Origin of the sequence: Pseudomonas sp. 2995-3, assembly GCF_002742565.1 — a bacterium.
Lineage (GTDB): Bacteria > Pseudomonadota > Gammaproteobacteria > Pseudomonadales > Pseudomonadaceae > Aquipseudomonas > Aquipseudomonas edaphica.
In genome coordinates this window covers 16,840-32,208 of record NZ_LJSB01000315.1, presented here as the reverse complement: position 1 = coordinate 32,208, position 15,369 = coordinate 16,840, and the positions used below count along the sequence as shown (strand labels likewise).

Annotated in this window: 11 protein-coding genes; 1 reads left to right on the top strand and 10 read right to left on the bottom strand. The window is 62.1% G+C overall.

Going from position 1 to position 15,369, the window contains the following annotated elements:
- The first annotated feature begins 179 nt into the window (after nucleotides 1–179).
- Entirely contained in the window at nucleotides 180–1,070 is an 891-nt protein-coding gene (locus AOA62_RS27180) for a hypothetical protein (RefSeq protein ID WP_099550257.1), read from the top strand.
- A gap of 57 nt (nucleotides 1,071–1,127) precedes the next feature.
- Here the strand turns inward: AOA62_RS27180 and AOA62_RS27175 are convergent, their stop codons facing one another.
- From AOA62_RS27175 to AOA62_RS27130, 10 genes are all read right to left on the bottom strand, one after another.
- Complete coding sequence (locus tag AOA62_RS27175; protein ID WP_017135837.1) at nucleotides 1,128–1,508, bottom strand: hypothetical protein; 381 nt, start codon at nucleotides 1,506–1,508, stop codon at nucleotides 1,128–1,130.
- 124 nt (nucleotides 1,509–1,632) lie between these two features.
- A complete protein-coding gene (gene tagQ, locus AOA62_RS27170) occupies nucleotides 1,633–2,559 on the bottom strand; it encodes a type VI secretion system-associated lipoprotein TagQ (protein ID WP_017135836.1) in 927 nt (308 codons plus the stop codon).
- 84 nt (nucleotides 2,560–2,643) lie between these two features.
- On the bottom strand, nucleotides 2,644–4,356 hold the full coding sequence (locus AOA62_RS27165; protein WP_099550256.1) for an SUMF1/EgtB/PvdO family nonheme iron enzyme: 1,713 nt from the start codon (nucleotides 4,354–4,356) through the stop codon (nucleotides 2,644–2,646).
- Nucleotides 4,349–5,533, bottom strand: coding sequence for an ABC transporter permease (locus AOA62_RS27160; RefSeq protein ID WP_099550255.1), 1,185 nt, complete (start codon nucleotides 5,531–5,533; stop codon nucleotides 4,349–4,351). The genes AOA62_RS27165 and AOA62_RS27160 overlap by 8 nt, the downstream gene beginning before the upstream one ends.
- Nucleotides 5,533–6,237, bottom strand: a complete 705-nt coding sequence (locus tag AOA62_RS27155; protein ID WP_099550254.1) for an ABC transporter ATP-binding protein — start codon at nucleotides 6,235–6,237, stop codon at nucleotides 5,533–5,535. Before AOA62_RS27155 ends, AOA62_RS27160 begins: the two co-directional genes overlap by 1 nt.
- Nucleotides 6,237–9,215, bottom strand: a complete 2,979-nt coding sequence (locus AOA62_RS27150) for a serine/threonine-protein kinase (RefSeq protein ID WP_099550253.1) — start codon at nucleotides 9,213–9,215, stop codon at nucleotides 6,237–6,239. Before AOA62_RS27150 ends, AOA62_RS27155 begins: the two co-directional genes overlap by 1 nt.
- Complete coding sequence (locus AOA62_RS27145; RefSeq protein WP_017135831.1) at nucleotides 9,212–9,931, bottom strand: PP2C family serine/threonine-protein phosphatase; 720 nt, start codon at nucleotides 9,929–9,931, stop codon at nucleotides 9,212–9,214. The genes AOA62_RS27150 and AOA62_RS27145 overlap by 4 nt, the downstream gene beginning before the upstream one ends.
- A complete protein-coding gene (gene tagF, locus AOA62_RS27140; protein WP_017135830.1) occupies nucleotides 9,932–10,585 on the bottom strand; it encodes a type VI secretion system-associated protein TagF in 654 nt (217 codons plus the stop codon).
- A complete protein-coding gene (tssM, locus tag AOA62_RS27135; RefSeq protein WP_017135829.1) occupies nucleotides 10,582–14,082 on the bottom strand; it encodes a type VI secretion system membrane subunit TssM in 3,501 nt (1,166 codons plus the stop codon). Before tssM ends, tagF begins: the two co-directional genes overlap by 4 nt.
- Nucleotides 14,079–15,368, bottom strand: coding sequence for a DotU family type VI secretion system protein (locus AOA62_RS27130; protein WP_017135828.1), 1,290 nt, complete (start codon nucleotides 15,366–15,368; stop codon nucleotides 14,079–14,081). The genes tssM and AOA62_RS27130 overlap by 4 nt, the downstream gene beginning before the upstream one ends.
- Nucleotide 15,369 lies beyond the last annotated feature (1 nt).

Below are 15,369 nucleotides of genomic sequence, written 5' to 3'. Positions count from 1 at the left end.
TAATTACTCCTCGCCTTTTGAGCGGCGAAGGCGAAAGTGACATACCTACCCAACGAAATCATGGCACTCTAACAACTTACAAATATAAAGTAACATCTGATACGGAACTGTCCCGCCCAACTAATCCACATAGAGCATGCCGGTAAGTTTTCTTACCATTAAAACTCTGGATTCTGCCTATGTCTATTTCATCCACCGTTAGCAACTTTATAACTAACAACCCAATAAGCGCCTACCCTTCACCTACAGCTACCGAACCCTCTGTAAACATCAACGGCAGTCTTACACCTCGCAGAGACCAATATGGGACCGTACTGGTTGTAACGACGCCTGACCCAGGCGCACCACAAAACGTCAATGGCCGCACTTATCACCCTGCCTCCGAAGTAAGAATTTATACGGGACATGCGGATGATAAAATCGATATAAAAGTTATTAATGATCGCGTCGTCGCCATTATCAATGGGCACGCCGTCAAGCTGGACATCGACGCCTCTAACCCCGAGGGCAATCAAGGCAAACTGTTCATAGACAGCGGCGGTGGCGATGACAGTGTAAAGATAGCCCCTGACGTCAAGACCAGTGTAACCATTCACACTGGCCCAGGCAAAGACACCGTGAGCACGGGAGGCGGCTACGCTCAAGTATATCTGGGCGACGGCAATGATACCGGTGAACTAGCCTATGGCGGCGGAGAATTATACGGTGAAAACGGCGATGATACCTTGGCAGGAGGTACAGGCAGTAACTTCATTAATGGTGGCGCGGGAAAAAACACTATAAGGGGTGGTACACCCAGCGATTCATCTCGAACGGCGATCTCCGCCGAAGGTACAAGCGACACTATTATTGGCCGCTCTGACAACACGTATATCCAGACCAAGGCCCAATTCACCTCTATAAAACTTTACCGGCAATTTGATAGCGAAGTCGACATTCATGAAAGTGCCGGAAATACCGAAACCAACGAATATAAGAGCCGGCAACATGTGACCGATGGAGACATACGGTTTTCAGGCAGATTCGACCCAGCCAAAGACCGTCGTATACGTGTGAACCAACAGGACTAACGACCTACTTACAGGCGCTCTCCTCGGGGTTTTCAGTGCCCCGAGGACTCCAGAAAGCTAACCAGCTGTTTTTTTACGCGGCTTCAAATACTTGGTCAGCCCCTGGAACCAGATCACCAACGCCGGGTTGCCCTTGATCTGGATCGACTTGTCCTGAATCCCCGTCATGAACGCCAGTTGCTTGTTCTTCGCCTGCATCGTGGCGAAGCCGTAGGCGGCATCTTTAAAGGCGATAGCAAAGGCTGGCGCCGGGTGAACACCTGAGCGGCTGGTGATGCGCTGGTCTTTGACGATGAAGTGACGGGCAACCTTGCCGTCGAGGGTCTGCAACTGGAACGCCAGGTCTTTATCACCCAGCTGTTGCTGAAAGGCAGGATTGGTGCGGCTGGCTTTGCCCATCATCAGGCCCAGCACCCACAGCAGAAGACGAAATTTCATGCACACAGCCTCAGTGTATTTATTAAGTGGCCGCAGCAGTGTAACGATTTACCGGCAGAACGCCACCGATCTCGCGCTTTAGCAGGAGATCGGCAGGCGTTTAACGCTTATAGCAACATGTTGCTTAAACGTTAGGGCACGGCACTGGCGCCCAGTCGGCCAGGTTCGGATCGCGGCAGGTGCCTTCGATCTGCGCCTTGCCAGCGCTGGCGACCTGCTTGCTTTCAGCCTGCTTGGTTTGCACGGTCTGAATACTCTTCTCGGTGGTCACCGCTTCTTTCGGCACGGTTGGCAGCACCGGTTTTTTGGCGACTTTGGCAGGCGTCTTGCCTTTCTTCGCCGGCACCACCTGCGGCGTCGTGTCGGCCTGGGCCACGGTCACTACGTCAGCACGCTGCACACCCACTTGTTTCAGATCTTGCTCGTAAGCCTGGGTGTAGTTGTTCAAGTCTTCGCTGGCCTTGCCGTTCACTGCAACGATCAGGTCATTGGACTCTTTCAAGCCAGCCACGATTTCCGCCAGGCGCTTGCGGCCTTCAGTGTCGTTGACGGTCTTGGCCTTGCGGTCGGCCACCAGCTTGGTGAATGCGCTCTGATAGCACTGCTGGGACGCCTTGGCGTAGGCCGTGCTGCGGTCGATGTCGGACGCGCTTTTATTGAAGTCGGTGGAGTAGGACGCGATGCGCTGGTTGTCATCGGTGATCTGCTTCTGACGCTCGGTGTAGTAACCCGCTGCGCCACCCGCCAGGGCGCCGCCCGCTGCACCGATGGCGGCATTACGGCCACGCTTGTCGGAGTCGCCGGTCAGCGCGCCCAGCAATGCACCGCCGGCTGCGCCAAGCGCCGCACCGGTGACGACCGACTTGGTCATATTCGAATCGGTTGCACGCAAGTGCTGCACCGGCTCGTAGCAGTTGGGGTAGTACTCGACCTTGGTGCTCGACGCGACCTTGGAAGCCGGCGACGTGGCGCAACCTGTCAACACGGTGCTGAAACCAGCTGCGATCAGCAGCAGGTGACGCTTGGAAACCGCCTTACGGGAAAAAAGCATAGGTGTGTTCTCTTTTAAGTTTGACTTGCCCAGCACGGCCCACCGCCGCCTGAGTCCTTTCCAAGCTCGCCATACAACCAGCGGTCAAGACCGCTGACCGCTCGCTGCGAGCAATTCCTTCAAGATCGTTGCCGGGTCGGCCCGCTGTTGCTTGCGGTAGTTGCCGACATGGCGAACGAACAGTGTCGCGCGCGTCACCAGGCTCTTGCCGAGCACTGGCTTGCGATCCAACTCTTCCTTGATCCTTTGAAACTGGGCCTGGATCACCGCATCGGTGTAGCGCGTGCCGGTGGCCAGGTTGTCGATGTAAATCGCCACTGCGCCGTCGAGGGCGCTGCGGCCATTGGTGATGGCCATGTCGAACAGCTGCGCGCTGGCCTCATCCTTGTTGTCTTTGGCCTGCTGGCGACTCTTCTGCAGGTTGGCCAGGCGGATGTTGTAATTGCTGATGGTCTCGGCCACCAACGCGGCCGACTGGATCAGGTTGCCCGCGGCTTCTTCGCGCTGCTGGGCGATCAATGAAACGTTGCGTTTCAGCTCTTCGTTGACCAGGCCGAGTTCGGCTTGCAGCTTGGGGTCGACACTGGCGGCAATGATGCTGTCCAGGCGCTTGGTCGGGTCCTGGGCGTCATCGATGGCGTCAGTCAGCGACGCCAGGCGGCCTTCTTTCTGCCACTGGTCGAACAGCTCCTTGTAGCGCGAACGCGGCGCCGACAGTGCACCGATCGCCACGCGAAAACCGGTGGTTTCGTTGCTTTGCTCAGTGCCATCGGCAGCGAACAACGGGTACTCACGGCGCATGCCGGTAAACAGCGTGCCCTCGCCTTCCAGGTAGTTGCCGCCCTTGACCACAAAGCCCCCGTAGGTGCCCTGGCGGCGCCCGGCATGCACCAGCTGGAACGATTCCTGGACCATTTCCGCTGCGTTGCCGATCACGTCAAACAGGCCGATCGGGTTGGGCAGTTTGGTGCCGATGGGCATCAAGCGCGCAGCCTGACCGGTGCCGCCGGCAACCTGGTTGAACACCGCGTAATCACCCAGCGGGCCGTCGCTCTCGCTGCCGTCGACGCGGCGCGGGAACAGTCGCCCTTCCAGTTCCTGACGGCTCACCGCCTGGCCACCGCGTGCGGCGTATTCCCATTCCACTTCGGTGGGCAGGCGCACAAAACCCAGGCCGCCGTCGTCGGCCGAAGAACCGCGGCCGCTCACCGGCAGCAGCTCACGGTGGTATTTCATCAGCCAGGCGCTGTACACCGCCGAGAAACGTTCAGCTTCGAAACGCGATAGTTTTACCTTGGGCAAACGTGCGGCCATGCCGGTCGGCGCATCACAGGCTGGAGCCGGTTCGCCGCTGGCCAGCGACTGCGCCTGGGACATCACCTGCGCATACTGGCGGGCAGTCACTTCGTACTTGCCGATGAAATACAGCATCGGCTTGAGCGGAGTTTTGGCGTCGGTTTTCGGCATCAACGGCGCGATGACTTTGTTCCAGTCCTTGGGCAGATCCTTGAGCGTGAACTGGCCGTTGATAAAGTCGCGGCGGTAGCCGGAAATAAACGATTGCTGATAACCCGCCTCGCCTTCGGCAAAGGGGTAACCGAGGCTGATCTCGCGGTCATCCAGCGTGCCTTGGGCCAGCACGTAGGCGTAGCGGAACACCATATTGCCTTCGCAGGGCAGCGGCAGGCTCACGTCATCCGGCAACGGCTTGGGGTTATCCAGTTTGTCACTCGCTTCATCGGCCCAGGCCAACGAGGCCAGGCTCAGCGCCACACAAGCGCCCAGTAACTTATACATCTCTGATTCCTTCAGAAGCCTGGATCCGCGCCCCCCGCCAACCGCCACAGGCCGCCGCCACGGCGCTGACGCCGAGGATTGCAACCAGGGCCAGGACGTAGTGACGCGCCAGCAGGTGACTGGCATATTCGCCCGCCCCTTGCACAAATAGTTTATTCAAAGCAGCCTCGGCCAGGCCATACAGCCCGGCGCTTAGCACGGCGGCAAACCCTGCGCTGTAGAGCGCCTGCAACACCACAAACAACAACAGTGCGCCGGTGGAAAACCCCAACAGGCGCAACACCGACAATTCCCGCCGCTTGCGCGCGACAGCCGCCAGCGCCCCGGCGAAGATCGCTGCAAACGCCCCGACCAAGGCCAGCCCGGCAATAATCCAGAACACCAACGACAGGTTACGGCTCAACGACTGCACCTGGGCGATGGTCTGTGCCTGGGTCGACACCAACAGATTCTGCCCGGCGAAATACACCCGCAGCGGCTCCACATCAGTAAGGTTGCGTGCGTAAAGACGAAACGCCGGGTACACACGCAGCTCGTTCAACCCGACCTCATCCCCGTCCCAGCCCAACACCGGCACGGCACGGCCATCGCGGTAATCTTCCGCCGCTTCCAGCAAGCCCAAATCAGCAAACAAGCCGTCACGGGCGAAGGCTTCCAACGGCAACACCGCCAGCACCTGCAGGCGCGCGTTGCGGGCTTCGACGCGCCCCGCCACTTGCCGCGCAAAGCGGGTTTCCAGCCAATCCCCAGGCCGCGCCGCAAGCTTTTCGGCTGCGGTGTGGCTCAGCACGATCTGGTCCAGGCCCTTGGGCATTGGCAAACCACTGAGCAACGGGTCACCCGCCGCCGTCGGCAGCATTTCCAATGCCAGCGTGCCCACCTGCGCGGTCGCCGCAATTTGTCGGGTACGCGGCACGGCAAAGGCCACATCGCTGCGCCGACCTAGCTGCTGGATAAATTCGCTGCTGAATCGACCACCGCCCAATGGGATAATTTCACGGGTGGCCGGATCGGTCTCCAAGCGTTCGGTCAAACTGCCAACCAGTCCAAATTTCAGGCCGAATAACACCAGCAGCGGCGCGATCACCGCCACCAGCGCCAGCACCGAACAGGCCGACAGCCAGGCGTCATTGCGGTAATCCTGCCAGGCCAGCGAGGCCACCAAGCCGATGCGCATCAGCACACCTCCCCGAGCGTGGCCGTGACGCCGCCATCAGGGTCGCGGCGGCAACCGATGCGCCGTACCTGCAAGCCGCTGGCGCGGGCCAGGGGTTCGTCATGGGTGGCGATCACGCAGGCGGCACGGTGTTCGCGGGCCTGGGCCAGCAACGCCTGCATCACGCGCTCGGCATTCAGTGGGTCCAGCGACGCGGTCGGCTCATCCGCGAGCACCAATTGCGGCGCATGGGCCAGGGCACGGGCGCAACTCACGCGCTGGCGTTGGCCCACCGACAGGTCCGCCGGTTTCTTCGCCAACTGGTCACTGATCTCCAGCTGTTCAGCCAGGCGCGCCACGCTGCCGTCATCCTTCAAACCCAGCAATTGCCGCGACAAGGCAATATTGCCGCGCACATCGAGAAAACCCAGCAGGCCGCCGGTTTGCAGCACGTAACCCAAGTGCTGGCTGCGCAGCGCAGCCAGGGTAGATTGCTGATCGGCACGCCATAGCCCGCCGATATCGGTGTTGTCGAATTCAAACCGGCCCACCTGATCCGGCGCCAACACCAGCGCGAGCAAATCCAGCAAAGTGCTTTTGCCGCAGCCACTGGGCCCGATAATCGCCAACTGCTCACCGGCACGCAGCTGCAAGGCCGGAATCACCAGGCTGTAACGCTGGCTCCCCGTGCCCCGGCTTTTGTGCACCGCGCTCAAGTTCAGCATTACGGCAGCGTCGACAACGGTACGCGGTACAACGCATCGCCCGGCTCGGCATCGCCGAAACGGACCCAGTTGGCCACATCATTGTGAAAGGTTTCGTAGAGGCGGATTTTCGAATCCAGCTCGTCGATAAAGTCTTCCTGCTCGGCCACACTCAGCGATAACCACAAGTCCTGGGTCATGTTCAGCGACTTGCTGCGGTACGGCAGGCCTTCCAGGTATTCACCGAGCAGGCCACCGTCAGCCAGGTTGCCGCCCTTGCGCAGGGCCTGCGGGTCACGGCTCATATAGGCTGAAGCGCTGGCAATTTCCTGGAAGAAATCCTTGGGCGAGGTCTGGGTTTTACGCGCGGCATCCACGATCAGTTTCAGCGATTGCTGCAGGTCGTTTAGCTGCAATTTTGTGAGCATCACGCACACCTGGAACGCCGGCAGCGCCGGGTTGGTCAGGTCACGATCGGCGGTCCAGGCGCTGACCAGTTGCGGCGCCTGGCTGGCGGTTTTACGGCCGAGGAAGTCCATGTGCATGGCGTAGCCGACTGCTGCGGATTTATCCGCCAGGCTCGGCGCGCTACTCAGCAGCGGCACCGGTTGCGGTGTGTCGCTGCGGACCTGGTGCACCAGGTTGGCGAACACTGTGCCAATCTCATCAACCCGCTCGCCCAGCTTGTGTACATCACCCCCGGGCACCGGCGTGTAAAGGTCGCCGATCTGCGGGTTGGCGTCTGCGGTCAGCACGCGGTACTGGGTTTCGGCACCGGCGTGGGTTTTCTTGCCGGCATCGGTACGCAGGTGCAGGGCGTAAATCTTGATCTGCTTGCCGAGTGCCGCCTGGCGCACTTCGGCTTCGTTCATCTGGGTGGCGGCGAACGGGTCGTTCTTGCGCAGCGCGCCGGCATCGGTGACCAGCAAAATGATGCGCCCGCCGTAGCCAGACCAATCCATGCCATCGACCGCCTGCATCACCCCGGCAAACGCGTCCTCATTGAACGAGTGACTGGACACCGTGGACGCTTTGACCTGGCGCGCCATATCGAGGAAGCGCTGCGGGTCGCGGCCCTGATCAAGGCTGATGAGCGTCTTGGCGACGTATTCCAAACCAGGGGTTTTCTTGATGCTGTTACGAAAGCCCACCAGCCCGAAGCTCACGCTATCAAGCTCACCGCGCTCGGCAATGCGAGTTTGCAACTCATGCACCACATCGCGAACCTGGTCGATGTAAGGCTGCATCGAAACCGTCGTGTCGACCACCAACACCACGGCCGTGCGGAAAGCGTCTGCGGCGATTGCTTTGGTGGCCGGCTTGGCCGCCGCGCTGCCCGGGTCGATGGACGCCACATTGAGCAACTGCACCGGCTGGCCGTTTTCGTCGAAGCTCTCTTTGGAATCAAAAATCGGCAGCAGGTAAAACTGGTTTTGCGGCACAGCACTGGCTGTCGGCTCAAGCGCCAGCACCTGTTGATTGTCTTCGCGGTTCTTCTGCGCCTTGGCCAACACGTTTTTGGCGGCGGCGGGATCAGCCAACAGCTTTTCCACCTGCGCCGATTGGCGCAGGAACATCACCGGCGCCCGGCCCGAGCGCTCGGTAAACTTAAGCACCAGGCTTTGCTTCCAGTCGCTGACTTGAGCGGCTGGCAACCAACCATCGCTGCGCCCATCGGTTGCGGCGCCGACACGCACCCACGGGCTGCCGTCGATGTCTTTACGCTGGTAAACATAGAGCACCGAAAACGCCGGCAGGGCTTCGTCTGCTGCACCACCGGCATCATGGGACAGCTTGGCGCCCGGCTTGCTGAGCACGCGCTGGAACAAGGTCTTTTTACCGGCCATCAGCAACGGCCGCTGGCCGCCATCCGCCTCGGCCACCACCGGCTTTACCTCCGGCGGTGGCGTGGTCTTGGGCACCACGGCGACAGGCGGTTTGGCAGGTTCATCGCTGCCGCTCAGCCACCAGTAACTGACGCCACCAATAGCCAGTGCAACCGCCACAGCGACAGCGGCCAGGGCCAGCACCGGACCACGGCGCTGCTCGGACACGGCGCGGTGTTGCGTGGGAGTTACCACCGGTTGACGCACCGGTTGCGGCTGGGGGTTGTCGGTCGGAATCTCGATGGACACTGGCGTCATTCCGGCCAAGTCAAAACTCAGCGGAATCGGTAACGGCCGCACCAGCGTGGCTTCCGGCGAATCTGCGGGCAGTTGGTCGAGCGCGCGCAGCAACGCCGCCGCATCCGGAAAACGCTCGGCCGGGTCTTTGGCCAACAGCTTGCGCAGCACCTCCTGATAACGCCCGTGGTGCACCGGCAGTTCCGGCAGCGGCTCGGTCAGATGCGCCAGCGCAGTGGACAGCGCATCGGTGCCGCTGTACGGCAGCTTGCCGACGAGAATTTCGTAGAGCACCACGCCCAACGCATACAGGTCGGCGCGGCCATCAATTTCCTGGCCACGCGCCTGCTCCGGGCTCATATAGCTCGGCGTGCCCACGGCAAAACCGGCTTGGGTGAACTGGGTGCGATCGTCCAGGGACTTGGCGATGCCGAAGTCCGACAGCACGGCGGTACCGTCAGCGCGAAACAGAATGTTCGCTGGTTTGACGTCGCGGTGTACCAAACCCTGTGCATGCGCATAGCCCAACGCCGAAGCGATCTGGCGAATCAGCGTCACGCCCTGCTCCGGCGTCAGGCCGGCGGCGATACGCTCCTTTAGCGTGCCGTTGGGCAGGTATTCCATGGCCATGTAGTACAGCTCACCGACATTGCCGATGTCATGGATGGTCACCGTGTGCGGATGCGACAGGCGCGCCAGGGTCTTGCCCTCGCGCAGGAAGCGCTCGCAGAAGCTCGGGTCGGCCGCCAGCGCCGCCGCCATCACCTTCAAGGCCACCTTGCGCTCCAGCGAGCGCTGGGTCGCCAGGTACACGCTGGCCATGGCGCCTTCGCCGATCTCGCCTTCGATGTCGTAGCCAGGGATCACAATGTTCATGGCGAGACCTTCACGACAATGGCAGTGATATTGTCCGGCGCGCCACGGTTGAGCCCCAGGTGCACCAGGCTGCGCACGATTTCGTCCGGCGCGTCGTGGCTCAGCACTTCACGTATTTCATGGTCTTCGACGGTCTTGTTCAGGCCATCGCTGCACAGCAGGTAGCTGTCGCCGGGGGAAATCAGCAGGTCAGTCACCGCCACTTCCAGCTGCGCCTCCACGCCCACGGCGCGGGTGACGATATTGGCGCGAGGATGCACGCGCGCGTCGGCTTCGCTGAGCAGGCCGCTGTCTTGCAGGTCCTGCACGTAGCTGTGATCGCGCGAAATGCTGTCCAACTGCCCTTCGCGCAGGCGGTACAGGCGACTGTCGCCGGCCCATAAACACACGCCACGCAGGCCACGTGCGGCGAGCACCACCACGGTGCTGCCCATCATGCTCACGCCACGGTTGGCGGTTTCTTCACGCACCGTGGCGTTGATGCGGATCAGGTCATTGCGCAAGGCCGCCGAGTATTCATCGAGAGAACGCCCCACCGGCACGTTGCGCAGGCTGTCGACGATCAAGCTGCTGACGTAATCGCCGGCCGCATGCCCGCCCATGCCATCGGCTACCACCCACAGGCGGTTTTCCGGCAGGTCCAGGCACGCGTCTTCATTGACCTGGCGCACCATGCCCACATGGCTTTTGCTCGCGGATTTAAACGTCGCCCCCATCTACACCACACCTTCTTGTCCGAGCAAAAACTGCGCAAAATCGCCGGCAGCCGGCAAACCCTGGCACCGCAATAAACCTGGGGAAATACGTTGTGAGCCACGGCCCCACCACAGGCTGGCACCCTCACAAGCCTGCTCGGCCAGTGCGGTCATGCGGCTGTGGGGCACGGTGGCGGCGACCCGCTGCAGGCCCGCGAAGCGACTGTCTACCGCGCGCGGTTCACTGGCCGGGATGCCCAGGCTGTCAACGCCATCGTTAAAGCCTTCAAACGTAGCGCCAGTATCCAGGGTGCTGAGCAACAGCTCTTCAGCCTGCTCAAACCACGTATCCGGGCCACCCACCAATGACGCCGGGTTAGTGTCGTGATCAAGCAACGCCACCACGGCCAACGGGAAATAGCGCCCGACCCGATCAATACTTGGCATCACCACGCCTGCCGCCGCGTCCGGCCCGCATACGCCCGGCGCCAGCACAAACCGCCACAACGGGCTGACCAGATAGACGTTGAGCCAATCGCCACCCAGGCTGCTCTGGCTGGCGAGCAAACCTGCGGCCAGCCAGCTGTCCCACGGGCCGATAAAACTCTGGGGCAAGGCGCGGCTGACAAAGTCACCGCGGCTGGCCAACTTGCCGTAGAAGCCCAGCGTGTTCATAGCCGCTCCGGCAGGCTGAAGCCACTGAGTACGCGGCTCTTGAACGGGTTGAAGGCGCTGTTGGCGCGCAACTCGTAGGCGATGCTCGCGCCATCAACCCGCAAACGCAGGTTGAAGCGGTCCGGCGAATTGCCGGCGCTCAGGTCCGATTGCTCCAGCAGACGGAACCATGCCCATGGGCCGTCCAGGGTCACGCCGGAACGGCCACTGGCCGACGGCGGCGTGATCGAAATACGCACCACGCCGATACTGCCGGGGTTCGGCCATTGCATCGCTACCGGCCGGCTTGGGCCGTGGTCGTAGCTCAGTTGCTGGCCGTCGAGGTCGAGCAGGAACTGAGTGATGGTCGGGTCCATCGACACCGGCTTGAGTTCGAAACGCACGATCGGCTGGGTGCCCCCCGATCTAAAGAACGCGTCACGAATAGCCGCCGCACGCTGGAAGGTTTGCAGCACGCCCGGCGCGATCCCAAGCTTCTGCGCCGCGCCCGGCTGCCAGCGCCAGGTCTGTGCGGACGTATCCACGTAAGGCTGCAGGTATTTGCGGAAATAGTTATCCATCACCCCGCCCACGCCGAAGAACTGGCCGAAGTCATCGAGCGTGGCGTCCCGCGCGCTGCCCGGCGACATCGGATAACGCCCCGCCAGAGACTGGCGATACACGTTGACCACTTCACTCACCCACGCCGCATTCAGCTGGTTACGCACCCCGCCCATCATGCTGCTGGTGGTGGAGTTGACCACCGACTTGACCATGCCCTGCACCAGCGGCGGCTGGCGCTCGGCATTCAAGCTGACCCGCGTGGCCGCAGCGGCCGCCTGGTTCTTGGCCTCGCCAAGCAAGGCGTCGCCACTGGCGCCGACCATGGCGCTGACTTGCACATACAGCGCGTTCATGTCCGCCAACAGGCCGTCGATGGCCGCCGGTTCGCCTTCGTTTTTGCTGACGATGCTATTGAGTTCGGCAAAGTGCGCGGTCACCGGATCGTCCGCCGCTTGCGGTGCATTAGCGCTTGGTTGCTCCTGGCCGAGCAGGCTGCCGAGGCGTTCCTTGAGCTTGTCGACACCGCCTTCCACCGGCACGCCTTTGGCGGCCAATTGGCGTTCTTCAGCTTGCAGATCGGTCTCTTTGGCCACGGCTACCAGCAGCTTTTTAAGCGGCGAAGTGGGGCCGGAAATCACCCGCAGCACATCGGCCGCCTGGGCCACGCTGGTGATCGGCACAAAGTCGATGTCCGCGAGCAAGGCGTCCCATTGGCGCTGGTAGTCCTGGAAGTACAGGCGGCGCACGTCGGCGGCCAGGCTCACCACGTTCTGCTGATCGGCTTGCTCACGGCCCAACACCCATTGTTCTTCCGCGAGCGTGCCAGTCTGGTTCAGGCTGCTGAGCAGGAACGCCTGACGATAGCCTTTGGCAGTGAAGAACCCACTCAACGGTTCGCCCAATGGCTTGCCGCTTTTACGGCTGAACACCAACGCAGCATCACGGCCGGCGGCTTCGTTGAGGCGAAAGTCGGGGATGCCCTCGGGCAGCTTCTGGCGCTTGACCCGGTCGTACACGCGTTGCGCCACCGGCAGCTGTTGCAGTTGGCGACGCAGGTCATCGATCAGGCGTGGGTCCAGCCGCGCATTCGGCGGGTGACGGTCGAACAGCGCCTGCAAGTGCCCGGTCAACGCCTGGCGCTGATCGGCCGGCAGGTCACGCGGCAGGTTGCGGTCCCAATCCAGGGCGACCCAGGCCTTGATGAAGTCCGGGTCGTAGTGCTCGTTATCGGCGAGCATCAGGTAGGCCTTGAGGCCCTCGTAGAGGAAGTCGGAATTGCCGCCGCCATGCAGTTGCTCTTCGATGCGCGTCACTAGTCGCGGCGCGAACACGGCGATCAAGAGCTTGCGATAGACACTGGCAGATTCGGCTTCGAGCATATCGCCCTGATACAGGCCCAGGCCTTCGGACCAGCTCGGCGAATCGCCCGCGAGGTTCTTCACCGCGTTGAGCAGCGGCAACACTGCCAGCACTTCACGCTGCGCCGGGCTGAGGTTTTGTACGGTCTGGCCCAGCGGCGCAACCTTCTGGTCAACCTGGGCGATATACGCCTGGTTGGCACGATAACTCACCCACCAGAGGCCACTGACCACCACCACAAGGGCGATGGTAGCGGCCAGCACACCGCGTGCAATCCACTTGCGGCGGCGCTCGACTTTCGGGTTCACACCCACCAACCCACGCTCGGCAAACGCCACGGCGGTGAACAACTTTTCGATGAAATAACTGCGCCCGGTGCCGCTCTGTCGTGCCAGGTGCTGGCGGTCCAGGTTCATGCTCTGGGCCATGGCGCCGATCAAGCGATCAATCGGGCTGCCTTCCTGGGTGCCGCTGGTGAAATAGACTCCGCGCAGCAACACGCGCTCTTCGAAGGCGTTGGGTTTGAACACGCCTTCGAGGAAACCTTGCAGGCAATCTTTCAACGCACCGAACTGCTGCGGGAAGCCGTAGATCAGGTCACGCCGCGCCGGGTCACGCTCCTGTTGCAGGCGCTCCACCAGCCGTTCATTCAGGCGCTGCTCAAGACCCGCAAACTCGCTTTGCAGATGGGCCAGCGGGCTGTCGCTGTTTTTGCCGTCGTCCAGGGCGAAGGTCATGCCCCACACCTGGGCGCGGTCTTCCTTGCTCAGGTTGTCGAAGAACTCCATGAAGCCCGGCACCAGGTCGAGCTTGGTCAGCATCAGGTAGATCGGGAAACGCACGCCCAATTGGGTGTACAGCTCCTGGATCCGCAGGCGAATCGCCGCCGCATGGGCGGCGCGTTCGGCCTCCGTACCGAGCAGCAGATCCGAGAGGCTGATGGCGATAAACGCGCCATCAATGGGCCGACGCGAACGCTGCTTTTTCAACAGATCGAGAAAGCCCAGCCACGCGGCTTTATCCACTGTGGAGTTGCTGTCCTGGGTGGTGTAGCGGCCAGCGGTATCGAGCAAAACGGCCTGGTCGGTAAACCACCAATCACAATTGCGCGTACCGCCAACGCCGCGCACAGCACCGGCGCCCAACTGCGCAGCGAGTGGAAAGTGCAGGCCGGAATTGACCAGCGCGGTGGTCTTGCCCGAACCCGGCGGCCCGATGATCACGTACCACGGCAGCTCATAGAGATTGCGGCGCTCATCACCGCCGAGCTTGGCCTTTTTCAGCAATGCCAGGGCTTCGTCCATACGCTGGCGCAAGGTCGACAACTCTTCGGCCGTGGCGACGCTGTTGGGGTCGGCCGGGGTTTCGGCGGCGAGGCTGCGCATCACTTCGGCGGCCTGGCGGCGCGCCTGGATAATGCGCACTACGCGGTAGGCGATCCACAGCGCAAACACCAAGATAATCAACACCCAGCGCCGCCCTTCCGGCACCAGCACATCGAGCAACGGCCCCACAAACCAGATGATCAGGCTCAGGGCAATCAGGCCCAGCACGGGGATCACCCAGCGAATCATGAAACTGAAAAACGCCTTCACTCGACGCCCTCCGCCAATACGGTGATTTCAACCCGACGATTGCGGGCACGGCCTTCGGCGGTGGCGTTGGTCGCCACCGGCTCGGTGTCGCTGCGGCCTTCAGCGCTGAAGCGGTCCGCCTGGCCGGTCTTGGCCGCCAGGATGTCCAGCACCGACTTGGCCCGCGCTTCGGACAATGCCCAGTTGGACGGGAAGCGCAGCGTGGCAATCGGGCGGTTATCGCTGTGCCCGGTCACGCGGACCTGGCCCTTGACCTTACGGATGGCGTCAGCGATGCGCAGCATCAGTGGCTCGAAGTCATCGCGGATGCTGGAGCTGGCAGACGCGAACAGTTCATCGCCGCGAATCGTCACCACGGAGCGGTCGACCTTGTCTTCCACGGCCACGCGGCCCGCCTTGATGTCTTCCACCAGGAAGCCGGCCAGACGCGGCCGCTCGATGACCTTGGGCTGCGCCACCGGGCGGTCGATGGCCTGCACCGGAATCTCGCCCAGGGCATGGATATTCTTGAACACCGGCTCCGCATCCGACGCCAGTTTCATGCGCAAGCCAAACAGCAACGCCAGCAACAGCGCCAGGCCGATGGCCACAGCGATCCACGGCGGCATGAATTGCGCGAGGCGATCACGTGCCACCGTCACGCCGCGCCAATGCGGCGAGAGTTCGCGTTCGTGCTCACCACGCGCACTGCGAATCGCAGCAGCGGTGCGCTCCCGCAAGGCTTCCAACTGGCTGCGACCGTCATTCATCACGCGGTAGCGGCCTTCAAAACCCAGGCACATGCACAGGTACAACAGCTCCAGCAGGTACAGGCGCTCACGCGGGCTTTGCAGGCAATGGTCGAGCAACTGGAAGACTTTTTCGCCGCCCCAGGCTTCGTTGTGCACGGTGATCAACAAGCTCTGCTTGCCCCAGTCGCTGGCACTGCCCCATGGCGTGCTGAGTACGGCTTCATCGAGCGCCGTACACAGCGCGTAACGCGCCAGCAGCACTTCGTTGCGCGCCACACCGGCGGCTTCGGCGCGCTCTTCGAACTGGCGCAGGTAGGCCAGCAACTGCGCACGCAAACTGGCCGGCGCCGGATGGGCGATGGTGTTGCGCAGGCGCGTCAACAGCGCCAACAGCGGCCCGGCGGCGCTTTCCAACGGGTTCAGGCCCTGGCTTTTGCCGGTGAGGATCGGCGCGGCCGGCATCGACAAAGGCGCCGGTTCGGCACGTGCAGGTTCCGGTGCACGACCACCTGGGCGAGGCATGAACTGGGTGCGGTCATCATCATTAGGATGCATC